Annotated in this window: 9 protein-coding genes; 3 read left to right on the top strand and 6 right to left on the bottom strand. The window is 72.3% G+C overall.

Translation table 11 applies throughout. From position 1 onward, the window contains the following. Positions 1 to 5: 5 nt before the first annotated feature. From ACTOWY_RS40165 to ACTOWY_RS40155, 3 genes are all read right to left on the bottom strand, one after another. Entirely contained in the window at positions 6 to 476 is a 471-nt protein-coding gene (locus ACTOWY_RS40165) for a DUF4279 domain-containing protein (RefSeq protein WP_441314841.1), read from the bottom strand. A gap of 23 nt (positions 477 to 499) precedes the next feature. After that, positions 500 to 1,405, bottom strand: a complete 906-nt coding sequence (locus ACTOWY_RS40160) for an NADP-dependent oxidoreductase (protein WP_441314840.1) — start codon at positions 1,403 to 1,405, stop codon at positions 500 to 502. A gap of 75 nt (positions 1,406 to 1,480) precedes the next feature. Further along, positions 1,481 to 5,323, bottom strand: a complete 3,843-nt coding sequence (locus ACTOWY_RS40155; RefSeq protein ID WP_441314839.1) for an nSTAND1 domain-containing NTPase — start codon at positions 5,321 to 5,323, stop codon at positions 1,481 to 1,483. 103 nt (positions 5,324 to 5,426) lie between these two features. Between ACTOWY_RS40155 and ACTOWY_RS40150 the strand changes: the two genes are divergently transcribed. Further along, a complete protein-coding gene (locus ACTOWY_RS40150) occupies positions 5,427 to 6,461 on the top strand; it encodes a methyltransferase (protein WP_441314838.1) in 1,035 nt (344 codons plus the stop codon). A 353-nt stretch (positions 6,462 to 6,814) separates the two neighbouring features. Continuing rightward, complete coding sequence (locus ACTOWY_RS40145; protein WP_441314837.1) at positions 6,815 to 7,576, top strand: AfsR/SARP family transcriptional regulator; 762 nt, start codon at positions 6,815 to 6,817, stop codon at positions 7,574 to 7,576. Positions 7,577 to 7,601: 25 nt separating this feature from the next. Here ACTOWY_RS40145 and ACTOWY_RS40140 read toward each other — a convergent pair whose 3' ends face one another. Beyond that, the gene (locus ACTOWY_RS40140; protein WP_441314836.1) at positions 7,602 to 7,910 is read right to left on the bottom strand and encodes an EthD family reductase; all 309 of its coding nucleotides are present in this window, start codon (positions 7,908 to 7,910) and stop codon (positions 7,602 to 7,604) included. A gap of 166 nt (positions 7,911 to 8,076) precedes the next feature. On the opposite strand from ACTOWY_RS40140, the gene ACTOWY_RS40135 reads away from it, so the two are divergent. Beyond that, on the top strand, positions 8,077 to 10,680 hold the full coding sequence (locus ACTOWY_RS40135) for a LuxR C-terminal-related transcriptional regulator (protein ID WP_441314835.1): 2,604 nt from the start codon (positions 8,077 to 8,079) through the stop codon (positions 10,678 to 10,680). Here the strand turns inward: ACTOWY_RS40135 and ACTOWY_RS40130 are convergent. Together ACTOWY_RS40130 and ACTOWY_RS40125 are read right to left on the bottom strand one after the other, a co-directional pair. Beyond that, positions 10,659 to 15,416, bottom strand: a complete 4,758-nt coding sequence (locus ACTOWY_RS40130) for a type I polyketide synthase (protein ID WP_441314834.1) — start codon at positions 15,414 to 15,416, stop codon at positions 10,659 to 10,661. The two genes, ACTOWY_RS40135 and ACTOWY_RS40130, sit on opposite strands and share 22 nt — an antisense overlap. Then, complete coding sequence (locus ACTOWY_RS40125; RefSeq protein ID WP_441314833.1) at positions 15,413 to 25,729, bottom strand: beta-ketoacyl synthase N-terminal-like domain-containing protein; 10,317 nt, start codon at positions 25,727 to 25,729, stop codon at positions 15,413 to 15,415. The genes ACTOWY_RS40130 and ACTOWY_RS40125 overlap by 4 nt, the downstream gene beginning before the upstream one ends. Positions 25,730 to 25,897 lie beyond the last annotated feature (168 nt).

Below are 25,897 nucleotides of genomic sequence, written 5' to 3'. Positions count from 1 at the left end.
GAGGCTCAGCCGTACTCGTCGAAGTCGATGCAGGCGTCCACGGCCACCAGGAACCGCATCCACTCGGGTTCCAGCGCAAAGCCCAGTAACTGGTGCTGGCCGCCGAACTTCTGGAGGGAGGCATCCGGTGGGCTGAGTTCCTCCTCCTCACCGTCCTCGTCGTTGAAGTAGCGCACCACGTTCAGCTTCGCACCACCCTGGTCCGGATCAGCGAGTTTCAAGTCGCGGACGAGTTCGATGATCCGGGCCTGGTGTGGGCGGAGGCGGTTCATGACGTGCTCGATCTGGTCGTCGACGGTCAGGCCCGGTTCGTGGCAGACCAGTTTCCATGTGTGCGCTATCGGCCGTGGTGGATCGGCCTGTCTGCTGCCCCGGACGTTGGTTTCGTCCGGGGCCAGCGACAGCCGCTCGGCCATCTCCTGGGCGGTGGTAGTGCTGCTGTACAAGGCGAAATAGGTGAACTGGCTCATTCGCATCGGCCGACCGTAGCGCCATGCGGTCAGAAGCTCAGCGTGATTTTCCCGTTCCCGCCGCCCACCCCGAACCGTTCGTGCGCGGCCTGCACGTCCCGCACCGCGAACCCGGCCGCCACCCGCAACGTCACCGCCCCCGCGTCAACCAGCCCGCTGAGTTCACCCAACCCAGCGCCGTCCTCGACCACCTGGTTGATTGTCGTGCGCACGCCCCGCGCGGACAGGTCAGGCACCGGCCCCGCCTGACTGGCGATCGAGGCGTACCGCCCGCCGTCGACCACCGCGCCGGTGATGAACGCCCCGAAGGTGTCGAACACCGCGTCGTAACCACGATCGGCCAGGTCAGCCGGATCAGTGGTGGCGAACTCCGCGCCGAACCCCTTGACCACAGACAGCTGGGCCTCCCGGGAGACCAGGGCGTGTACCTGGGCGCCGCGGGCGCGAGCCAGTTGCACGGCCACACCGCCGACCGCGCCCGCCGCGCCCGCGATGAGCAGGCGGTCGCCCGCGGCGACGGCCAGCCAGTCCAGGGTTTGCAGCGCGGTCAGACCGGCCAGCGGCAGGGTGGCGGCTTCGGTGAGGCTGACCGTGCTGGGGGCGGGGGCGACCACGTCGGCGGCCAGGACGACCAGGTCGGCCCAGGTGCCGCGGGTGCTGGCCAGCTGGTGGGACATGGCGATGACCCGGTCGCCGGGGCGGAAATCGCTACTGCCTCCGTCCACGATCACGCCACCCAGATCCCAGCCCAGGGTGAGCGGCCGGGGCGGGGTGGCCTCGCCGATGGCGCCGGTGCGGGTTTTGTCGTCGACCGGGTTGATGCTGGTGGCGATGGTGCGGATGAGCACCTCGCCGGGTCCGGGGGTCGGCTCGGCGACTTCCTCGACCCGCAGGACCTCGGGTCCGCCGAAGCGGTGGATCCGGACAGCACGCATGAACAGCCCCCTCAGAACGCGATGATCACTGTCCTCTTGCAACAGTGCGGATGGCCCGCTGATTCCCGGGGGCGGTCAACCGCAGGGGCGGGGGTTCGCCACGCCGGGCAGGTGCTGCTCGCGCTTGCGGTCGGTCAGCACTCCCCGGGTGGTGGCGCAGACGCGCTGGATCGCCTGCTCGACGTCCAGATCGAGGAGGTGCACCGCGCCGGAGCCGTCGGCGGTGGCCAGGTGGCGGCCGTCCGGAGCGAAGGCCAGCGCGTAGCCGTCGCCGTTGCCGGTGCTGATCGGTTCACCCAGCGGGCCCGGCGGCGGGCCGGTGTGCCAGCGGCGGAGGGTGGCGTCGGTGCTGGTGCTGGCCAGGGTGCCGCCGTCGGGGCTGAAGGCGACCGCGGAGACGGATCTGCCGTGCCCGGTCAGCGCCTCGCCGAGTTGTTCCGGGGTGGCGGAGTCGGTGATGCGCCACAGCCGGACGCTCTGGTCGGCGCTGGCGGTGGCCAGGGACCGGCCGTCGGGACTGAAGGCGACCGTGACCACGGCGCCCTGGTGGCCGGTGACCTTGCCGAGCAGTCGCGGCTCGCGGGGATTGCCGACCTGCCACAGCCGCACCGTGTGATCACCGCTGGCGGTGGCCAGGATCCGGCCGTCGGGGCTGAACTCGGCGTGGCCGAGGTAACCCTCGTGACCGGTCAGCCTGGACACCGAAACCGGGCGCGCCGGATCGCTGATGTCCCGCAGCTGCCCGGTTTCCTCGGTGTCACCGGTGGCCAGGGTGCGGCCGTCGGGACTGTAGGCCAGCGCGGCGGTGTGCCGGGTGCCCAGGGTGAGCACCGGGGAGATCGGCCGGGGCCGGGCGGGGTCGGCGACGTCCCACAACTGGAGGATCCTGGCGTGGCTGAGCACCGCCAGGGTGCGGCCGTCGGGGCTGAACCTGGTGTAGGTGCGGCAGGCACTACAGGACTTGAGCACACCGGGCACGGCCGGGATCTCGCCCAGCTGCCGGGGAGTGGCCGGGGTGGCGGTGTCCCACAGGCGGACCGTGCTGTCCTTGGCGCCGGTGGCGGCGAGCCTGCCGTCCTTGGTGAAGGCGACCATGTTGACCGTGGAGCGGTGCCCGATCAGCTGCGCGGCAGGCAGCGACCACAGCCGGACCAGGTGGTCGGAGCTGCCGGTGGCCAGGGTGGCGCCATCGGGGCTGAAACCGACCGCGAACACATCGCCGCCGCCGGCCAGTGGCGTGCCGAGCGGGGCGGCGGTGGCCGGGTTGGCCACGTTCCACAGCCTGGCCGTGCCATCGGCGGCGCCGGAGGCCAGGATCGCCGGGTTGACCGGGCTGAAGGCGACCGACCAGACCCCGCCGGTGTGCCCGGTCAGCGGTGGGCCCAGCGGGCTGCCGTCGGCGGCGTTCCACAGCCGCACCGTGTTGTCCTGACTGCCGGTGGCCACCGTGCGGCTGTCGGGGCTGAACGTCACCGAGTGCACCAGGAAACCGTGTCCGGTCAACGGTTTGCCGCGGCGCTGCGGGCGGGCCGGATCGCCGATGTCCCACAGCAACGCGGTGGTGTCATCGCCACCGGAGGCCAGCGACCGGCCGTCCGGGCTGAACGCCAGCGAGCGCACCGGACCGGTGTGCCCGGCCAGTGGCCGTTCCAGCAGCACCGGGCGGGCCGGGTCGGCGACCTGCCACAGCCGGACGGTGCGATTGTCGTTGCCCGCGGCCAGGATCCGGCCGTCCGGGCTGAACGCGACCAGGTAGATCGAGCCCTCGCCGGTGCGCAGCGGCTCGCCCAGCCGGACGGGGCGGTCCGGATTGGTGAGGTCCCACAGCAGCACAGCGCCGTCCTCGCCGGAGCTGGCCAGCACGCGGCCGTCCGGGCTGAACACCGCCGCGCTGAGCCAGCCCTTGTGCCCGCTCAACGGCTGGCCGAGCAAGCGCGGACTGGTCCGGTCCCGCACGTCCCACAGCCGGACCTGGCCGTCCTCGCCCGCGCTGGCCAGCAGCTCGCCGCGAGGGCTGAAGGTGGTCAGGTAGACGTTGCCGCCGTGCCCGCTCAGCGCGGTGGCCAGCGCGCTCCGCTGGGTGCCGAGCAGCCGGGTGCGCACCTGCTCCTCGGCCGGGCGCAGCCGGTGCGCGGTCAGCAGCAGCTGCGCGGACAGCGAGGGGTCGCTCTCCCGCAGCCGGTCCGCCTCGGCCACGGTCTGCCGGAACACCGCCTCGTCCCGCTGGGCCAGCGCGGTCGAGCGCTGCTGCACGGCCACCACCGCCGCGGTCGCCGCGACCAGCGCGAACCCCACCACTGCCGCCACCAGTCTGCGCAGCCTGCGGTTCTGCCTGCCCGCCCTGGCCGTCTCGTCCTCGTGCACGGCCACGCTGGCGCGCAGGAACCGGGTCTCGCCCTCGGTGAGCATCGGCCGGTGCGCGACGGCGAAATCCCTGGCCAGGGACAGCCGGGTGCCGCGGTAGAGCGCGCCGGGATCGCGGTCCAGGCTCTCCCACTGGGCGGCGGCCTCGGTGAGCTGCCGGTGCAGGCGCAGGCCCTCCCGGTCGGTGGCCAGCCACTCGCGCAGCCGGGGCCAGCAGCGGATCAGCGCCTCGTGGGTGATCTGCACACTGTCGGTGTCCAGCACGATCAGCCGCGCCTCGGCCAGCCGGTCCAGCACCTCGGTCGCGGCCGGATCGGCCAGGTCCAGCTCGGCCCGGCGCACCCGCCGCCCGGTGTCCTCAGCACCCTCGCCGAGGGCGATCAGCCGCAGGAACAGCTGCCGCGCCCACGCCTGCTGCTCGCCGCTGAGTCCGATGTAGACGGTCTCCGCGGTGTGCGCGATGGCATGCGTGATCCCGCCACTGGCCTGGTATCCGGACAGGGTCAGCGCACTGCCCCGCCGTCGCCGCCAGGTCTCCAGCAACGCGTGCGAGACCAGCGGCAGCACTCCCGGCCTGCCGGTCGCCTCGGCGATCACCTGCGACACCAGCGCGGTCTCCGGCACCGCGCCCGCCTCCACCGCGGGCCGGGTGATCACCTCGCGTAGTTCCGCGGTGCTCAGCGGCCCGACCACGAGTTGCGCCGCACGCAGTACCGGCACCAGCTCCGGATACCGGGTGCAGTGCCCGTAGAAGTCGGCCCGCACACCCAGCACGATCCGCACCCGGCTGGTCGGCGCCCCGGCCGCGGTGCTCAGCAAGGTCAGGAACCGCGTGCGCTCGGCCTCCTCGGCGCACAGCGTGAACAACTCCTCGAACTGGTCGGCCACCAGCACGAGTTCGGTCTCCGGCGGCCGGTCCGCCAGCGCCTGCAACACGGTCAGGTGCAGTGCGGCCGGATCCGCGAACTCCCGCAGCAGCTCCGCGGCCGACCGGCCGGTCAGCGCGGCCAGCCGCACCGCGCATTCCTCCACCGGCCGGGGACCAGGGGTCAGCAGCACCGTGGGCAGCCCGCCTGTCCGCACCTGGTGCAGCAACCCGGCCCGTAACAGCGAGGACTTGCCCGACCCGGACGGCCCGACCACCGCCACGAACCGGTGCCGCCGCACCAGCCCGTCCAGTTCCGCGACCAGCTGTTCCCGGCCGAAGAACCGGGCGGCGTCCTCGATCTGGAACGCGCCGAGTCCGAGGTAGGGCTCCGGGCCGGGGGTGGCGGGCGGTGGCGTGTCGGCGAGTTCGGCGGCGACGGCGTGCCAGCGTTGTTCCCACCTGGCCACGTCACCGCCACAGGCCCGGACGTAGGCGAGGGTGACCACCAGGCTGGGCAGCTTGCGGCCACCGGCGGCCGCGGAGAGCACGGAGGCGGAGACGTGCGCGCGTTTGGCCAGGGTGCGGTAGGGGATGCCGCCTGCCTGTCTGCGCAGTGCGCGCAGGTCGGCGGCGAACCGCGGCAGTGCGCCGTCACCGGACTCCAGCGGCTGCTCCGCGCGTGGCACGGCGCTCCCTCCCGTGCTTGTGCTGACCCTCCGCGGTCAGTTCTACACGCTGTGCCCGCCGCGGTCCGATTCGGCGTTGACAGGTGTGCCACCGTGGATCTCCGTGAATGACCACCACGTCGCCAAACTCCGCGAACTGGCCGGGCTGGCCACCCCGATGGCGCTGCGGGTCGCGGTGACCCTGGGCCTGCCGGACCGCCTGCGCGGCACGCCCGCTACCGCCGAACAGCTCGCCACCGAGCAGCGGCTGTCCCCGATCGCACTCGACCTGCTGCTGGCCCACCTCACCGCCCTCGACGTCCTCGAACGCACCGGCGGCGGCTACCGGACCACCGAGTTCGGCGCGGCCCTGTGCACCGACGCGGACAACGGCCTGGCCAACTTCCTGCACTTCGAGCTGGCCGGTGGCCGCGCCGACCTGGCCTTCACCGAACTACTGCACAGCATCACCACCGGCGAGGCCGGCTACGCCCGCAAACACGGGCAGGACTTCTGGGCTGACCTGGCCGAACAGCCGCAGCTGCGCGAGTCCTTCGACCGGCAGATGACGCACCGCTTCCGCGAGCAGGTGCCGAGGATCGTGGCCGGTCACGACTGGGGCCGCTTCGAGCACCTCGTCGACGTCGGCGGCGGGGTCGGCACCCTGCTCGCCGCGATCCTGACCGCCCATCCCGGCCTGCGCGGCCACCTGGTCGACCTCGAACCCACCGCCGCCGTGGCCGACCGGACCTTCCGCGAGCAAGGGCTCGGCGACCGGGCGGTGGCCAGTGCGGGCAGCTTCTTCGACCCACTTCCACCTGGGGCGCAGGCGTATCTGCTGTGCGACATCTTGCACGACTGGGACGACGAGCACGCGCACCGCATCCTGGCCCGCTGCGTGGACGCGGGCGAGCACGCGCACCGCATCCTGGCCCGCTGCGTGGACGCGGTGCCCGCGGACGGGCGGATCCTGGTCATCGAACCGGTCGGCGGCCGCAAGGCCAACACCGAGTTCGAACTGGCCATGCTGGTGATCTTCGGCGGCCGGGAGCGCACCCTCGACGAGTTCCGCGCCCTGGGCTCGGCACATGGACTGGCGCTGGACGCGGTCACCGACCTGACCGACCAGCGCTGCCTGCTGGAGTTCCGGGTGAACTGACCCCCGCAGCCGGGACCACTTGGGCCAACTGGTACGCCCACTTGGGCCAACTCGGCGTACCGGTTGGGCCAACTCGCCGGACATCGGCCGGGTCCTGTTGGCAGGCCAACACAAAACCACCCGGATCCGCGCTCAGCACGCGCATCCGGTGACAAGACCGCGCCACCCCGTCCGGGCCAGACTGAGCGGGCGACACCAGCCACCCCGGTGGCCACTGCTCCCGGTGGCCACCGCCCGCGGCGGGCCGGACGGACCCCCAGCCGTTCGGCCGCCACCCGGCCGGTGCGCGGACCGCCCCATCCGGCCCCGGGTCCGCGCACCGGCCGCCCACCTGCGAAGGAGATGGCGGAGCTGTGCGGTTTCGGGTGCTCGGCGCACTGGAAATACCCCTCGGTGTACGGCCGGTGCGCGGCGGCAACCAGCGGGGTGTGCTGGCCCTGTTGTTGCTGCGACACAACTCGGTGGTCGCCACCGGCGAGTTGCTCGGCGCGCTGTGGCCGGGCAACCGACCGCGCACGGCCCGCAAAATGCTGCAGAACGCGGTGTGCGGACTGCGCGGCGCGCTCGCGGCGGAGGCGGCCACACCGGATTCGCCGTTGCTGCTGACCCATCCGCCCGGTTACCTGCTGCGAGTGGCCGAGGACGATCTCGACCTGGTCCGGTTCCGTCGGCTGGTGCAGCGCGGCCGGGCGGAACTGGCCGCGGGGGAGGCCCTGACCGCGGCCGGATCACTGTGGGCGGCGGCCGCGTTGTGGCGCGGACCGGCCCTGGCGGACCTGCCGATGAGCAGGGACTGGCCGGAGGTGGCCGGGTTGCGCCAGGAGTTTCTGTCCACAATGGAGGATTGGGCGGTGGCCGAACTGTGCGCGGGCGGGCATCGGCTGGTGGCCGATGAGCTGGAACCGTTGGTGCGGGCCGAGCCGCTGCGGGAACGGTTGTGCGTGCTGCTGATGCAGGCCTTGTACGCCGCAGGGCGGCAGGCGGACGCGCTCGCGGCTGGGCGGCGCAGCCGGATCGCGCTGGCCGACCGGCTGGGCCTGCGACCTGGACCGGAGTTGCGGGACACCGAACTGGCCATCCTCCGGCACGAACTGCCGCCCCTGCCCGGCCGGTGAGCCGGACCGGGGCGCGCAGCACGGCTCAGTCGACCTCGCCGCGCAGGATCACCACCCCGCCGGTGGCGAAGTTGACCACGTCCTCGGCGGCGGCCAGCCCGTCCGGACTGGCCAGCGCGGCGTCCATCACCTCGGCCGAGTCCGCGGCGATGTCGACCTTGAGGTGGTAGGCGGCCGGGGTGCCGTCCGGCTCGGGCCGGAACCTGGTGATGGTCGCCCCGCGCAGACCGCGGTCGAGCACCCGCTGGGCGAGCGGGGCGTGCACCCGGATGAAGTACTCGTCGAAGGCGGCCGGATCGGCCGGCTGACCGTACAGGGCGGTGAGGACGTGCATGAACTACTCCTTGGAACGAGGATTTCCGTTGGGGCACAAAGTAGACAGTCGCTTGGCGCGGGCAAAGGGGTGTTGTTCCACCAGACGGTCATTCGCGCTGGAGGCCGGGTCCGCCGGACCGGTGTACTGGATCACCACAACCGAGACAGGCCAAGGAGATCCGCGGATGTTGCTGGTGGAGCGGGACGAACAACTGGCCCGGCTGGCCGGGCTGCTGGTCGGGTGCGTGCGCGGGCGGGGCGCGGTGGTGCTGCTCGGCGGTCCCGCGACCTGCGGGCGGACCAGCCTGCTGGAGGTCACCAGCCGCCGGGCCGCCGACAGCGGATTCCTGGTGCTGAGCGCGAACTGCTCGGCCGCGGAACGCGACTGCGCGCTGGGCGTGGTCAGCCAGTTCGCTCCTGGCGTGCGGGACGCCGACGGGTTGGTGGCGCACGTGCGCGCGGCCGCGGCGGGACGGCCGGTGCTGCTGCGGATCGACGATGTGCACGAGGCGGACGCGGCTTCCTTGCACTGTCTGCTGTATCTCGTGCGCCGCCTGCGCACCGCGCCGGTGCTGGCCGTGTTCACCGAGGTGCCCCGGTCACGCCCCGACCTGGCCACCTTCCGCACCGAACTCCTCGATCTGCCGCACTGCCACCGGATCCGGCTCGGTCCGCTGAGCCGGGACGGGGTTGAGCTGCTGCTGGCGGACCGGCTCGGCCCGATCCGCGCTCGCACCCTGGCGCCGGAGGTCTGGGCGCACACCGGCGGCAACCCGCTGCTGGTGCACGCACTGGCCGAGGACGACGAGCAGGCGGCCTTCACCCAGGCTGTGCTGCGCTGCGTCCGGCGGGCCGACCGGGCCGCAGTGCGCCTGGCCGGGGTGCTGGCCCTGCTGGGCGCGGAGCTGACCCCGGCTGACCTGTCCGCGCTGACCGGGACCGGTGTGGAGCGGGTGGCCGAGGTGCTGACCGCCCTGTCCGCCGCCGGAATCCTGGACGGCCAGCACTTCCGGCACCCGGCCGCCCGCACCGCCCTGGCCGCAGAACTGTCCATAAAGGACCGTCGCGAACTGGGTGTACGGGCCGCCCGACTACGTTATGACCAAGGGGCTTCCGCGTTGGAGGTCGCCGGGCACCTGCTCGCCGCCGGACACAGCCGCGGCTCCTGGGGACCTGGCGTGTTGCGCACCGCGGCAGAACAGGCGTTGCTGGACAACAACATCGAGCTGTCCGTGCGCTGCCTGGAACTGGCCTTGCGCTGCTGCCAGGGCGAGCGGGAGCGACTCGCGATCCAGGTCACCCTGGCCAGGGTGGAGTGGCGGCTCAATCCGGTGGCCGCGGCCCGGCACCTCGATCCGCTGATCACCGCCGCGACCCAGGGCAGGCTCGGCGATCGGGACGGGGTGGAACTGGCCGCACTGCTGCTCTGGCACGGCAGGCTCGATGCGGCTTCCAGGGTGCTGGCGCACAGTCAGGCGCCCGCGGGCGAACTTGGCGCGGAGTGGCTGGCCCGGCTGTGCCCGCCGCTGGCCGGGGAACTGCACGGCAGCACCCGCCGGGAGTCGGTGACCGAACCCTGGCTACGCTGGTCGGCCTCGCTGCCGGACGAGCTGGGCCGCGGCGGCCGGGAGATCGCGGTGGCCCAGGCCGAACAGATCCTGCGCGGGATCCGGTTGCGGCACACCACCTCCTTCGGCTTGGAACCCCTGCTGCTGGCCCTGCTCACACTGATCTACGCCGACCGCAACGACCTCGCCCGGCCCTGGTGCGAACGGATGCTGGCCGAGGCCGCGGGCTGGCACTCCCCGACCTGGCTGGCCCTGCTGACCAGCGTGCAGGCCGAAATCGCGCTGCGCCAAGGAGAACTGCTCACCGCCCAGGAACTGGCCACCTCCGCACTGGAGCAGCTCGGACCCGAGGGCTGGGGTGTGGTGGCCGGATTCCCGCGGGCCTGCCTGGTGCAGGCGGCCACCCAGGCCGGCGACTACGACCTGGCCGCGGAATGCCTGGCCCAGCCGGTGCCGGAGACCATGTTCCAGACCGTGCCCGGCCTGCACTACCTCTACGCGCGTGGCGGCCTGCACCTGGCGATGGGCCGTTGGACGGCGGCGCTGGCCGATTTCCTGGCCTGCGGCGACCGGATGCTGGCCTGGCGACTGGACCTGCCAGGGGTGCTGCCGTGGCGGGCCGGGGCCGCGCAGGCCCTGCACCACCAGGGCCAGACCGGGGAAGCGGACCGGCTGATCGAGGAACAACTCGCCCTGACCGACGGCGAACACACGAGGAGTCACGCCATGGGACTGCGCCTGCGGGCCCTGCACCTGCCCTTCGCCCAGCGACCCCGGCTGCTCACCGAGGCGGTGGCCATCCAGGAGGACCGCGGCGACCGGGTCGAACTGGCCCGCACCCTGCTCGACCTGGCCTGCGCCTTCGAAGCCCTCGGCGACACCCGCCGGGCCGCCGGGGTGCGCAGGCAGGCCGGTCAGGTGGCCCGCCAGTGCGGCGCGGTGCCGCTCTACCAGGACGATCCAGCGGTCGCCGAGCTGGCCGCGGACCGGTTGCGTGGGCTCAGCGAGGCCGAACGCCGGGTGGCCGCACTGGCCGTGCTGGGCTACACCAACCAGCAGATCGCGGCCCGGCTGGTGGTCACCAGCAGCACGGTCGAGCAGCACCTGACCCGGGTCTACCGCAAGCTGCGGGTGCGCAACCGGGCCGCACTGCCCGCCGTGCTGGTGGGCGTGCCCGCGACCGGGGCACGCCGGCACCCTCAACTCGGCGGCGGGAAATAGCCGGCGCGCACGAAGAATTCCACGTAGGTGCTGAACAACTCCTTGTCGATACGCGGACAGCGCAGCTCGGGCAGCGCACTGTCGGTGTCGCCGATGTCGAAGGCGGGCAACGGCGGTCCGCCCGCGCTGGTGCGTGCGTCGAAGACCTCCAGCAGTGGCAGCGCCGCGTTGCCCCGGCTCGCGCGTACGGCCGCCTGCCAGTCCGCCCTGGGCACCGGGTCCAGGCGGTGGCCCAGTGCGCGCAGGGCGTCCGCGATCCAGCTCAGGCGGACGGGTTCCGGGTTGTGCAGGTGGAAGGTGCGGCCGAGGGAGCCGGGTCGCCGGGACAGCGCCACGATCGCGGCGCTGACGTAGTCGACCGGGGTGAGGGTGAACTCAGCCTCGGCGTCCTCGGGCAGCACACCCGCCTGCAGGCAGCCCTTGAGGCTGAGCCAGAGGAAGTCGTTGGGCTGGCAGGCGCCCGCGTGCTGGTCGCCGGAGATCACGTCCGGCCGGTACACCACCACCGGTAACCCCCGCTCGATTGCCTGCCGCACCAGCTGTTCGGCCGCCTGCTTGCTCTGCTGGTAACCACTGGACAGCGCGGCGAGCGGTCCGGTCGGATCCTCCGGTCGTTGTGCTGCGGCGCCCGCGGGTGGCTGGGCGAACACACCGAGGGAGGACACGTGGTGCACCGGCACGGTGCGGTGCCGGGCGGCCAGCCGCAGCACCTCCTCGGTGCCATTCACGTTGGCGGGGGCCAGTTCGCGGTAGGGGTGCAGCCAGTTCACCGCCGAGCCCGCGTGGTAGATCACCTCGATCCGGCGGGCCAGCTGGTCGAATCGGCGGGCACTCAGGCCCAGCCTGGGGGCGGCCAGGTCGCCGAGCACGATCCGGACCCGGGTCAGGTCGACCTCGGTCAGCAGGCCGTACCACTTGAGCTGGGCCCGCAGCCGTTCGGTCGCGGCGGTCACATCCTGCCCGCGCACCAGGCAGTGCACGGTCGCCTGGGTTTCCCGGACCAGATCGCGGAGCAGGAACGCGCCGAGGAAGCCGGTGGCGCCGGTGAGCAGGATCTGGCTGGGTGGCTGGCTCATCGCGATTCGTTCTTTCGCGGGGAGGATGTCCTCGGCCAGCTTCAGTTCGACCGGAAGTGGACTGTCCGAAGTGGACTCTCCGCCGCTGAGTCTGCGATCCAGGTAGTCGGCGAGTTGTCGCGGGGTGGGGTGTTCGGCTACCAGGGAGCCGGGCAGGGACAGGCCGGTGGCGGCGGCGAGGTGGGTGCGTAGTTCGGCGGCGGTGAGGGAGTCCAGACCGAGTTCCTTGAAGCTGGTGACCAGGTTGGGGTCCTCGGTGTGGCCGAGCACGGTGCGGATGGTGGCACGAACCAGGTCGAGCATGCTGGCCGTGGCCGGGGAGGCGGCACTTGCCATCCGTCGCTGGGGTCTGGTCGGTGCCGCGCGGGATGTGCGCGGTGGGGACGGGAGGGTACCGGGGATGATCAGGTCGGCGGTGAGCACCGGTTGGTTGGCGGGGCAGGTCGCGGTGAGTGCGTAGCCGTTTGCGGTGGGGGTCAGGTGGACCCGGAGCGTGGTCGCGGACACCGCGTGCAGGCGGAGGCCGTGCCAGGCGACCGGGGTGCCGATTGGGCGCAGGGCCGCGTCGAGCAGGTCCGGGTGCAGGTCGTAGCCCGCGCTGTCCGGCACCGTGACCTCGGTGTGGTCCCCGGCTGGTGGCCAGGGACCGGAGTGGTCGTCCTTGGCCAGAATGCCGGTGGCCCAACGAATCCAGTCCGAGTCCGCGGTGCGAATGGACACTGTCACCGGCCATTTGTCCACTTCGGACGGTCCCAGGAGCAGTCGCAGTTCGACTGGTTCGGGCGGCAGTTCGGTCTCGATGGTCAGCCGCTCCACCAGGTCGCAGCCTGCTTCCGCGCCCGCGCGCAGCACCAGTTCGACCAGGGCGGTGGTGGAGATCCCGGCCGGGAGCGAGCCGGTGAGCAGGTGGCCGCCGGGCTGGTCGATCACCGCGTTGAGCAGCGGATGACCTGCCGCCCGGCCGTCGCCGTGGGTGGGGGCGTCGAGCCAGTAACGCTTGTGCTGGAAGGGATAGGTCGGCAGGTTGGCTCGCGCGAGGCCGGGATGGCTGGGCCAGCGCACCGGCACGCCGTGCACGTGCAGGGTGGACAGGGACAACAGGAATCTTTCCCGGCCGCCCTGGTCGCGGCGCAGCGTGCCGGTGACCACGGCGGGGACGGTGTCCTGAATGGACACGGTCAGCACCGGGTGCGGGCTGATCTCGACGAACACCCCGTGTCCCGACTCGGCGAGTGCGCGGGTGGCCTGCTCGAAGCGGACCGGCAGGCGCAGGTTGCGGTACCAGTACTCGGCGGTGAGCGCGGTCCCGTCCACCCAGTCGGCCGCCGCGGTGGAGAAGAACGGCACCCTGCCTGATTGCGGGGTGTGCCCGTCGAGCTGGTCGAGCACCTGTTCATGCAGTTCCTCGACGTAGTGGCAGTGCGAGGCGACCCCGGCGGCGATCCGGCGCACCTGGATGTCCTCGGCAGCGCAGATCGCGGCGAACTCGGTGAGCGCGTCGTCGGCGCCCGCGACCACCACCGACCGCGGCCCGTTCACCGCGGCCACCGCGAGTTCCGCCGCCCACGGGGTGAGGCGCTGCTGGACCTCGGCCTCGGGCAGGGCCACCGACAGGATGCCGCCGCTGCCGACCAGTCTGGTCAGCAACCTGCTGCGGCGCACCACGATCCGGGCCGCGTCGGCCAGGGTGAGCGCGCCCGCGATGTGCGCGGCGGCGATCTCGCCCTGGGAGTGCCCGACCACGGCATCGGGTCGCACGCCGTGCGCCTGCCAGAGCCGGGCGAGTGCGACCATGATCGCGAACAGGACTGGTTGCACCACCTCGATCCGGTCCAGCTCGCCGCTGCGGAGCACGTCCAGCAGCCGCCAGTCCACGTGCGCCTCGATCGCCTGCGCGCACTCACCAAGGGCCTCGGCGAAAACCGGTTCGGTATCCAGGAGTTCCAGGGCCATGCCCGGCCATTGGGAGCCCTGGCCAGGGAAGACGAACACCACCTTGCCGGGGTTGGTGGCGATGCCGGTGACCAGGTTCGGTGCGCTGTCACCACCGGCCACTGTGGACAGTCCGGCGCGCAGCTCATCTTGGTCGGCAGCGATGAGGACGGCGCGGTGCTCGAAGCCGGTGCGGCCCCCGGCCAGGGTTGCGGCCAGGGCTGGCAGGTCCGGATTGGGTTGCGAGAGCAGGCGTTCGGCCTGGGCGCGCAGGGCTTCCGGGGTGCGGGCGGAGAGCAGGATCGGGACAGGTCCGGGTGGGGGTTCTGTCGCCGGTGCTGGGGGTTCGGGGTGTTCGAGGATGAGATGGGCGTTGGTGCCGCTGACACCGAAGGAGGACACCGCGGCCCGGCGGGCGCGGCCGTGTGCGGGCCACGGGGTGGCCGAGGTGAGCAGTTCGACCGCGCCGGAATCCCAGTCCACGTGCGGGCTGGGCTCGGTGATGTGCAGGCTGCGCGGCAGCATCCCGCGTCGCATGGCCATGATCATTTTGATCGTGCCGCCGACACCCGCGGCGGCCTGGGTGTGGCCGAGGTTGGACTTGAGTGAGCCGAGGTATAGGGGTGTCTCGCGGTCCTGGCCGTAGGTGGCCAGCAGGGCCTGTGCCTCAATGGGATCGCCGAGTTTCGTGCCGGTGCCGTGTGCTTCGACGGCGTCCACTTCGGACGGTGTGAGTCCGGCGTTGGTCAGTGCCTGGCGGATCACTCGTTGCTGGGCCGGTCCGTTGGGTGCGGTCAGCCCGTTGGAGGCGCCGTCCTGGTTGACCGCCGAGCCGCGGATGATCGCCAGGATCGGGTATCCGGCACGCTGGGCGTCGGAGAGGCGGGCCAGCAGCAGCACCCCGACGCCCTCCGACCAGCCGGTGCCGTCGGCGTTGGCGGCGAAGGGTTTGCAGCGGCCGTCCGGGGCGAGCGCGCGCTGTCGGCTGAACTCGACGAAGGTGCCGGGGGTGGCCATCACGGTCACCCCACCGGCCAGCGCCATTTCGCATTCGCCCTGCCGGAGCGCTTGCGCGGCAAGGTGAATGGCGACGAGAGAGGAGGAGCAGGCGGTGTCCACGGTGATCGCCGGGCCGGTGAGGCCGAGGGTGTAGGCGATCCGGCCGGAGGCGACGCTGCCCGCGCTGCCGGTGCCCAGGTAGCCCTCCACCTCCTCGGGGATCCGGCGGTACAGCCGGGAGGCGTAGTCGTTGTACATCACCCCGGTGAACACGCCGATCTGCCGGTCCCGCAACGTGATCGGGTCAATGCCCGCCCGTTCCACCGCTTCCCAGGAGGTCTCCAGCAGTAGCCGCTGCTGCGGGTCGACGGCCAGGGCCTCGCGCGGGGAGATGCCGAAGAAGCCCGCGTCGAATTCGGCTGCCTCGTGCAGGAATCCGCCCTCGCGGACGTAGCAGGTGCCCGGACGGGTGGGATCCGGGTCGTAGAGCCGGTCCAGGTCCCAGCCCCGGTCCACCGGGAAGCCGCCGATGGCGTCGGTGCCGGCGGCCACCAGGTCCCACAGGTCCTCGGGGGTGCGGATGCCACCGGGGAAGCGGCAGCCGATGCCGAGCACCGCGATCGGATCGGTGCCGCGCGCGGTCAGCGACTCGTTCTCCAGCCGCAGCCGCTGGTTTTCCTTGGCTGCCACGCGCAATGCGGTGACGAGCTGTTCGGGCGAGGTGGTCATGCCGTGTGCACTCCAGTTGTGGTGGCGCCCAGCACGTGCTGGACCAGCCGGTCGGCGTCCATGGCGTCGAAGAGGTCGGGCAGGTTGGGTTCCGGTTCGGCGGGCGCGAGTTCGGCGCGCAGCAGTTCGGCCAGTGCGCCGGGGGAGGGGTGGTCGAAGATCACCGTGGCGGGCAGCCGGAGTCCGGTGGCGGTGGTGAGCCGGTTGCGTAGTTCGACCGCGGTGAGCGAGTCGAAACCGAGATCCTTGAACGCCCGCCCGGCCACCAGCGCGGCCGGACCGGTGTGCCCGAGCACCTCGGTGATCTCCCGCTGCACCAGGGCGAGCAGCTTCTCCCGCTGGTCCGCGAGCGGCAGCGCGCGCAACTGGTCGGACCAGGACGTCTCGGCGGCCTCGGTCGCCGCGACCGGCAGGCGGCGGCGCACCAGGCCGCGCAGCAGTGGCGGGGTCTCACCGCGCAGGTCGGCGGTGGCCAGCCGGAGCGGCACCAGGTGCGCGTCCTCGCCGCGCAGGGCGGCGTCGAAGGAGGCCAGCGCCGTCTCGGTGCTCATCGGCAGGGTGCCGCCGCGGGCCAGCCTGCCGCGGTCGGCGGCGCTGATGTGACCGGTGAGCCCGCTGGCCTCCGCCCACAGTCCCCAGGACAGCGACAGTGCGGGCAGTCCGTCCGCCTGGCGCTGCCGGGCCAGGGCGTCCAGGACCGAGTTGGCGGCGGCGTAGTTGGCCTGGCCGGGGCCGCCGAGCACCCCAGAGGCCGAGGAGAACAGCACAAACGCGGCCAGGTCGAGGTCCTTGGTCAGCTCGTGCAGGTGCTGGGCGGCCTCGGCCTTGGGCCGCAACACGGTGTCCAGGCGGTCCGGGGTGAGTGCGGACAGCACGCCGTCATCCAGGGCGCCCGCCAGGTGCAGCACGGCGGTGAGCGGGTGGGGCAGTCCGGCGAGGAGAGCGGCCAGGGCAGTGCGGTTGGCGGTGTCGCAGGCGGCGATGGTCACCTCCGCGCCGAGCGCGGTCAGCTCGGCCCGCAGGTCCGCCGCACCGGGGGCGGCTGGTCCACGTCTGCTGGTCAGCAGCAACCGGCGGACGCCGTGCCGGGTGACCAGGTGCCGGGCCAGCAGGCCGCCGAGCACGCCGGTGCCGCCGGTGATCAGCACGGTGCCGTCGGGATCCCAGGGCCGACCAGCCGTTGATGGCCGCGCCCGGACCAGCCGGGGCACCCGCAGCTTGCCCGCGTGCAGGGCGAGCTGGGGTTCGTCGGTGGCGAGGGCGGTGGCGAGCTGGTCCGGGGTGAGGTCTTCGTCGTGGTCCAGCAGCACGAACCGGCCCGGGTTCTCCGACTGCGCGGACCGCAGTAGGCCCCACACGGCCGCGCTCGCCGGATCGGTGTCGGCGTCGCGGGTGGTGAGCACGAGCTTGCTGGTGCCGTACCGCGGATCCAGCCAGCGCTGGGCCAGGTCGAGGGCCTGGCAGGTGGCCTCCCGGACCTCGCCCGCCGGTGCGGGCAGCACCACGGCTTCGGGCAGCGCGGCCCCGGCGGTCAGTGCGGCGGTGAACGCGGTCAGGTCGGGGTACCGGGCGATGGGGACTGTGGTTGTGGGCAGCGGGACTTCGGACCAGGCGATCCGGTAGAGGGGTTCCGGCGCGGTGCTGAGTTGGTCGGCGGCGATCGGGCGCAGCAGCAGGGAGTCCACCGATGCGACCGGCGTACCCGTGGCATCGGCCAGCAGCAGTGCGATCGCGTCCTGGCCCAGGGGGGTCAGCCGGGCTCGTAGTACCGTGGCCCCGCTGGCTGTGAGGGTGACTCCGTTCCAGGAGAACGGCAACTGGTCGCGCGGGCCGTCTCCGAGCGGGATGGCGTGCAGCACCGAGTCGAGCAGCGCGGGGTGCAGCCCAAAGCCGTCGGACTCGGTGTCCAGGCGCACCTCGGCGTAGACCTCGGAGCCGTGCCGCCAGGCCTGGTGCAGGCCCTGGAAGGGCGGTTCGTACTGGTAGCCGGACTCGGCCAGCTCCGCGTACAGGTCGCCGATCAGCAGCTCCGTCGCGCCGGGTGGTGGCCAGTCTTCCAACCCTGGCAACGGTTTCCCGGTGCCAGGTGCGAGTACACCGGTGGCGTGGCGGATCCAGTCCGGATCGTCTTCGTGTTGGGAGTGCACGCTGATCGCTCGCCTGCCCGCGGCATCCGGCGGGTGCACCCGGACCTGGATGATCCGCGCGCCCTCGGGTGGCAGCAGGAGCGGGGTGGCGATGGTCAGTTCCTCCACCATCGCGCAGCCGGTCTCGGCGGCGGCGTGCAGGGCGAGTTCGAGGAAACCCGTGCCCGGCAACAACACCGCGTCCCGCACCGCGTGCCCGGCCAGCCAAGGGTGGGTGGCCAGGGAGATCCGGCTGCTGAACAGCACACCTTCGTCCTCGGCCAGCCGGGTCGCCGGGCCGAGTAGCGGATGGCCCTCGATCACGGCCGTGCGCGGGACCTCCAGCCAGTATCGCTGACGCTGGAACGGATAGGTGGGCAACGGGATCCGGTGTGCGGGCAGCCCGTCGAACCAGCGCGGCCAGTCCACCGGCGCGCCGCAGAGGTAAGCCTCGGCCAGTGAGTGCAGGAACCGGTCCCGGCCACCGTCGGCGCGCCGCAGGGTGCTCACGGTCCGGACGTCCTCGATACCGGGGACCAGCACCGGATGCGAGCTGACCTCGACGAACAGGTCCAGACCCTCCTCGGCCAGCGCCGAGATGGCCCGGTCGAAGCGGACAGGTTCGCGCAGGTTGCGATACCAGTAGGCGGCATCCAGGCCGAGTGGGTCGAACCGCTCGCCGGTGGTGGCCGAGTAGTAGTCGATGGTCGCCGCCCGGGGCCGGATGTCGGCCAGCGCGGTCAGCAGTTCGTCCCGGATCGCCTCGACGTGGTCGGTGTGCGAGGCGTAGTCCACCGGCAGCAGGATGGTCCGGATGTCCGCGCTCGCACAGGTTTCGGCGAACTCCCACAGCGCGTGGCAGTCCCCGGCGACCACGGTCGCGTCCGGCCCGTTGACCACCGCGACCGCCAGCAGCCCGTGCCAGGGCGCGATCAACTGCTCCACCTCGGCGGCGGGCCGGCGGACCGCGAGCATGCCGCCCCGGCCGGAGAGGGCCCGCAACGCCTTGCTGCGCAGGGTGATCACCTTCGCCGCGTCCGCCAGGGACAGCGCACCGGCGATGTGCGCGGCGGCGATCTCGCCCTGCGAGTGCCCGACCACCGCCTCCGGCTGCACGCCGTGTGCCTGCCAGAGCCGGGCCAGCGCGACCATGACCGCGAATAGGGCAGGCTGCACCACGTCCACCCGTTCCAGCGTGGGCGCGCGCAGCACATCCAGCAGCCGCCAGTCCACATGGGCCTCGATCGCCGCCGCGCAGTCGTTCAGCGCTTGGGCGAATATCGGGGTGCTGTCGAGCAGTTCCACGGCCATGCCGGGCCACTGCGCGCCCTGACCAGGGAAGACGAACACGGTGCGCGAGGTCTCAGTGGCGTTGCCACGCACCAGGTTGTCGGCCAGCAGCACGGCCCGATCCGGGAATCCGGCGTCGGTGGTGGCCAGGGTGTAGGCGAGATCAAGCCGATTGGTCTCGGGCAACGCGGCAACACGGGCGTCGAGTGCGGTGGAACCGCGAGCACTGAGCACGAGCGGCAGTGGGCCGGGATCGAGTTCCGGCCGCAGTTCGGCGGGCAGTGCGGGCGGGGACTCGATGATGAGGTGGGCGTTGGTGCCGCTCATGCCAAAGGCGGAGATCCCGGCCCGGCGTGGGCGGTTGTTCTCAGGCCACGGGGTGGCCTCGGTGAGTAGTTCGACCGCACCGGAATCCCAGTCCACGTGCGGACTCGGCGCGTCGAGGTGCAGGCTCTGGGGCAGTATCCCGTGCTGCATAGCCATGATCATCTTGATCGCGCCGCCGACACCCGCGGCGGCCTGGGTGTGGCCGAGGTTGGACTTGAGCGAGCCCAGGTACAGCGGCCGGTCCCGGTCCTGTCCGTAGGCGTCCAGCAGGGCGTGTGCCTCGATCGGATCGCCGAGTGTGGTGCCGGTGCCGTGTGCCTCGACGGCGTCCACTTCGGACGGTGTGAGTCCGGCGCTGTCCAGGGCCTGGCGGATCACGCGTTGCTGGGCCGGGCCGTTCGGGGCGGTGAGGCCGTTGGAGGCGCCGTCCTGGTTGACCGCCGAGCCGCGGATGACCGCCAGCACCGGGTGGCCATTGCGCTGCGCGTCGGAGAGTCGTTCCAGCAACAGCATGCCCGCGCCCTCGGCCCAGCCGGTGCCGTCCGCACCGGCCGCGAAGGGTTTGCAGCGGCCGTCCGGGGCGAGTGCGCGCTGTCGGCTGAACTCGACGAAGGTGGCCGGGGTGGCCAGCACGGTCGCGCCACCGGCCAGGGCCAGGGTGCACTCGCCGCGCCGGAGTGCCTGGGCGGCAAGGTGAATGGCCACCAGTGAGGAGGAGCAGGCGGTGTCCACGGTCAGTGCGGGGCCGGTGAGGCCGAGGGTGTAGGCGATCCGGCCGGAGGCGACGCTGGCCGCGCTGCCGATGCTGAGGTAGCCCTCCACCTCGGCCGGGATCCGGTGGTACAGCCGGGCGCCGTGGTCGTGGTGGGCGACCCCGGTGAACACACCGACCGGTTCGCCACGCAGTGCACCGGGGTTGAGGCCCGCGCGTTCCACTGCCTCCCAGGCGGTTTCCAGCAGCAGGCGTTGCTGCGGGTCCATGGCGAGGGCCTCGCGCGGGGAGATCCCGAAGAAGGCGGCGTCGAAGTCCAGCGCACCGGTGAGGAAACCGCCGTGCCGCACGTAGCTCCGGCCGAGGGCCGCCGGGTCGGGGTCGAACAGCTCGTCCAGGGGCCAGCCCCGGTCGGTCGGCAACCCGGTGATCGCGTCCACGCCGGAATCAACCAGGCGCCACAGCTCTTCCGGCGTGGTCACCCCGCCGGGATAGCGACAACCCATGGCCACCACCGCGATCGGCTCCTCAACCGCGGCCCGGCTGGTGGATCCGCCGGGGGTGCCGGAGCCGGACAGCAGCGTGTGCAGATGCTCGGCCAGGGCGCGTGGACTGGGGTGGTCGAACACCACTGCGCCGGGCAGGGTGAGGCCGGTGGCTGCGGTCAGCCGGTTGCGCAACCGCACGGCGGCCAGGGAGTCGAAGCCCAGTTCCTGGAACGCCAGATCGGGGGTCACCGCACTGGCTTCGGTGTGGCCGAGCACTGCTGCCGCGGTCGTGCGCACCAGATCCAGCAGGTCGGACCGGCGTGGGGTGACGGCTTCCGGCTTGCTGACTGGCTCCACGCGTTCCGGACCAGCGCTGTCGAGCCAGAATCGTTGCTGCTCAAAGGGATAGGTCGGCAGCTCGGCCGGTAGCCCGGCAGGGAAGAGCACCGACCAGTCGACGGGCGCGCCGTGCACGTGCAGGGCAGCCAGTGCCGCCAGGAATGATTCGGCCTCATCCTCCCCGGCGACCAAGGCGGGTGTCGCTACCGCATCGGGCAGTGAGTCCTGAGCCATCGCGGTGAGTACCGCGTCCGGCCCCAGCTCCAGGAACCCGGTGGCCCCCAGCTCACCCAGCGCCCGCACCCCGTCGGCGAACCGGACCGGCTCACGCACATGCGCCACCCAGTACCCGGGATCACCCAGCCGGTCGGTGATCAGCTCGCCGGTCAGGTTGGACACCACCGGCAGCCGGGCCGGGTGGTAGGTCAGCCCGGTCGCGATCCGGCCGAACTCGGCCAGCATCGGCTCCATCCGGGCGGAGTGGAAGGCATGGCTCACCTGGAGCCGCTTGACCCGGCGACCCGCCGACCGCCACCGGTCCGTGACCGCCAGCACCGCCTCGGTCTCGCCGGAGATCACCACCGACCGCGGCCCGTTGACCGCGGCCAAGGAGACCGCCGGTCCGGGCAGCGAGTCCAGCGCCTCCGCCTCGGTGGCCTCGATCGCGGCCATCGCGCCGCCCTCGGGCAGTGCCTGCATGAGCCTGCCGCGCGCGGCCACCAGGGTCGCGGCATCCGGCAGGGACAGCACCCCAGCCAGGTGCGCCGCGGTCAGCTCGCCGACCGAATGCCCGGCCAGCGCCACCGGGTGCACCCCGAAGTGCGCGGCCAGCCGGAACAGCGCCACTTCCAGTGCGAACAACGCGGGCTGGGCGTACTCGGTGCGGTGGATCAACTCGCTGTCCAGCACATCCCGCAACGGCCACGGCAACAACGGATCCAGTGTCGCGACCACCTCGTCGAACGCCTCGGCGAACACCGGGAACCGCGCCCGCAGACCCTGTCCCATGTCCGGCCGCTGACTGCCCTGCCCGGTGCACAGGAACGCGATCCGGGGTGTGCCGTGCGCGCTGCCTTCGACGACCGTGGGGGAGGGGCGTCCCGCCGCGAGCGCGGCCAGCCCGTCCCGGTCACCACCGAGCACCACCGCCCGGTGCCGGAAATGCACGCGTCCGGTGGCGAGCGTGCGGGCCATCCCGGGAGTGTCCACAGTGGATAAGAGCTGAGTCGCGCTGGCGCGTAGGGCTTCTGGTGTACGCGCGGATATCAGCCATGGTCCCGGAGCATCGACCACCGGGAGGTCGGCGGGTGCTTGTTCGAGTACCACGTGGGCGTTGGTGCCGCTGATCCCGAACGCGGACACCCCGGCCCGCCGCGGCCGGTCCACCTCGGGCCACGGCCTGGTCTCGGCGAGCAGCTCCACCGCACCGGAATCCCAGTCCACGTGCGGACTCGGCTGATCCAGGTGCAAAGTTCTGGGCAGCACCCCGTGCCGCAGGGCCGCGATCATCTTGATCACACCCGCGATGCCCGCCGCCGCCTGGGTGTGACCGAGATTGGACTTGACCGAACCCAGCAACAGCGGCCGCTCCCGGTCCTGCCCATAGGTGGCCAGCAGTGCCTGTGCCTCAATGGGATCTCCCAGTCGGGTGCCGGTGCCGTGCGCCTCCACCGCGTCCACTTCGGACGGTGTCAGTCCGGCATTGGCCAGGGCCTGCCGGACCAGTCGCTGCTGAGCGGGTCCGTTGGGTGCGGTCAGCCCGTTGGAGGCGCCGTCCTGGTTGACCGCCGAACAGCGGATGACCGCCAGCACCGGATGCCCATGGCGGCGGGCGTCGGAAAGCCGTTCCAGCAACAGCATGCCCGCACCCTCGGACCACCCGGTGCCATCGGCGCCGGCCGCGAAGGGCTTGCAGCGTCCATCCGGCGCGAGCGCACGCTGCCTGCTGAACTCCACGAAGTTCGCCGGGGTGGCCAGCACGGTCGCGCCCCCGGCCAGCGCCATCGAGCACTCGCCCTGTCGAAGTGCCTGCGCCGCAAGGTGAATCGCAACCAGCGAGGACGAGCAGGCGGTGTCCACGGTGAGCGCGGGACCGGTGAGTCCGAGGGTGTAGGCGATCCGCCCGGAGGCCACACTGCCCGCTGTGCCCAGCCCGGCGTAACCCTCCAGATCGGCGGGCACCCGGCCGCCGTAGTCCGTCGACATCAGCCCGGCGAACACCCCGACCGGCTGCTCCCGCAACGAAGTCGCGCTGATCCCGGCCCGCTCCACCGCCTCCCACGCGGTCTCCAGCAGCAGCCGCTGCTGCGGGTCCATGGCCAGTGCCTCGCGCGGGGAGATGCCGAAGAAGGCCGCGTCAAACCCGGCCGCGTCGGCGAGGAAACCGCCCTGGTCGACATAGCTGGTGCCGGGCTGGTCCGGATCGGGGTGGAACAACCCGTCGAGATCCCAGCCCCGGTCAGTGGGGAAGCCGCCCACCACATCGGTTTCCGCGATCAGCAACCGCCACAGGTCCTCGGGCGAGGCGATCCCACCGGGGAACCGGCAGCCCATGCCCACCACCGCGATCGGCTCGCCGGTGACCCCGGTCGCCGTCACCACGGCCCGCTCGCCGGAGCGCACCGCGGCCAGTTCCCGGGTTAGCGCCAAGGGATCCGGGTGGTCGAAGGCAATCGTGGCGGGCAGGGCGAGCCCGGTCGCCGCGGCCAGCCGGTCACGGAGCTGAACCGCGTGCGCCGAGGTGAAGCCGAGGTCCTTGAACGGCCGGTCCGGCTCCGGCAGTTCGCCCTCGGGCAGCCCGCCCACCGCCGCGGCCGCGGCCAGCACCAGCTTAAGCAGCCCGCCGTCCCAGCCGTCGAGCACCGGAGCCTCGGCCACTGGGGCACGCTGGGCCACCACCGCGGGCCGGTTCACGGTGAGCGCGGCGTCGAACATCGGCAACCAGTCCGCCACCGCAACCCCAAGGAACACCGCAGGCTCCCCCGCCGCCCGCCGCTCCCCGGCAAACCCCACCCCCCACCGTGTTGGCCGTTGTCGTACGGTGTCTTGGCCGTTCTGGACGGTGTCTTGGCCGGATGGGTGTACCGGTTCGGCCAAGACTGGGTACGACAACGGCCAACACGCCGGCGAGTTGGGGATCGGAGCCTCGGCCAGCAGGACAAACGCCGACAAACCTGTGGTCACCCGGTGCAGCACCTGCGCGCTGGCCAGGTCGCCGGTGTGCACCACCCCGCCCACCTGCCGGACCAGTGCGGCGACCGCCTGCTCATCAGCGAGATCGCAGGTGGCCAGGGTGACCGTGGCACCCAGCTCAGCCAGGCCGTGCTCGTCGATCGCCGCCGTGCCCGCCGCACTGGACCCGATCAGCAACAGCCTGCGCACCCCGTGCGCGCCGACCAGGTGCCGGGCCACCATCGCGCCGAGTTCACCGTCCGCACCGGTGACCAGCACGGTCCGCTCGGGGTCGAAGACCATCGGCGGTGCGCTGGTCCGGGTGGGCACCCGGGTCAGCCGGTCGGCCTCGAACAGCGACTCGTAGTGCGGCGTGCCCACCGCCACCAGCCGCGCGGGCTGGGTCACCAGCTCATGCCGCCGCACCTTGCCCGAGGCCGTCCGCGGGATCTCGCGGACCGCGTACACCTGCTCCGGCACCTTGAAGTAAGACAACCGCTCCCGCGCCGCCACGAACAACGCCGCCGGCTCCGCCGCCCCCACCACATAGGCCACCGGAACCTCGCCGAGCACCTCATGCGGCTGCCCGGCCACCGCCACATCGGCCACCCCGGGCACCTGCCGCAGCACGTCCTCCACCTCGCCCGGGTGGATGTTCTCCCCGGCCCGGATGATCAGCTCCTTGCTGCGCCCGGTGATGGTCAGAAACCCCTGCTCGTCCTGGCGCGCGAGATCACCGGTCCGGTACCAGCCGTCGGTCAGTACCTCTGCCGTCTCGTTGTGGTACCCGGCCATCACACTGGCCCCACGCACCCACAACTCACCCTCCGCGCCCGTCGGCACATCCACGCCCTCAGCGGACACCAGTCGCACGGTCAGCCCCGGCAACGGTTTCCCACAGGACCCCGGCGGGGCCGAACCATCCGGCGGACTCACCGCGATCGGCCCACAGGTCTCGGTGCAGCCGTAGCTGTCCAGCAGCGGCACGCCAAAGGTGTCCACAAAGGACTGTCGCAATGCGACACTGCTCGGCGACCCGCCGGCCACGCAGATCCGCGGGAACTCAGGCAGGGATTCCCCGGTCGCCAGCACCTGGTGGTACATGGTCGGCACCGCGGACAGCACCGTGTGCGCGCCAGTCCGCAACTCGGCCAGCAGATCGGGCACAGAAAACCCGTCCAGCAGCCGCACGCTAGCCCCCACCGCGGTGGCCCCCAGCACGCACAGGTGGTGTGACATGCAGTGGAACAACGGCAGCGGCCACAGCAGCGAGTCCTCTTCGGACAGTCCATGCACCGGCGCGTACAGCGATGCGAGGGACCACAACGAGTTCCGCAGCGTGGACAGCACACCCTTGGGGCGCCCGGTGGTGCCGGAGGTGTAGAGCAGCCAGCCGATCTCGTCCACCCCGAGGTCATCCCTGGCGGCCACCCCCGGATCCGCCCACGCCGCCGGGTCGTCGACCAGCAGCACCTCCGGTGCCGCCGCGAGCCGTCGCACCTGGTCCAGGCGCGGTCGGTCGGTGAGCAGTACCGTCGCGCCGCTGTGGGCCAGCAGCCGGTCCAGTTCGGCGTCGGCGGCCTGCGGGTTCAACGGCACCCCGATGGCACTGGCCCGCGCGATCCCCAGGTACGCCTCGACCGTCTCCACCCGGTTGCCCAGCAGCATCGCCACCCGGTCACCCCGCTCGCAACCCAGTTGCGCCAGCCGCCCGGCCAGGTGCCGGGTGCGCTGGTCCAGGTCGGCGAAGCTGACGCCGCGGCGCGTGTCGGAGTAGGCGGTCCGGTCGCCGAAGCGGGCGGCGTTGGCCGCCAGCAGTTCCGGTAGCGGCCGGATCAGGTCGGTTCGCAGCACAGTCATCACACCTTCAGGGAGAAACCCGTTGCCCGGTCAGCCTCCGGCCGCCCGCCCCCGGCGATAACCCCTGTGCGCCCCCTGCCCGCTCCCCAGTCCTGCCCGCCCGAGCCCAGGTCGCCGGGCAGGCGAGAACCGGGGGGCGGTAGGGGAGTGACTGGGGTTATCCCCGGC

This window comes from Crossiella sp. CA198 (assembly GCF_052078295.1).
In the GTDB taxonomy this organism is placed as follows: domain Bacteria; phylum Actinomycetota; class Actinomycetes; order Mycobacteriales; family Pseudonocardiaceae; genus Crossiella.
The sequence above is the reverse complement of the archived record's forward strand: the minus strand, read 5'-3'. Positions and strand labels throughout refer to the sequence as shown.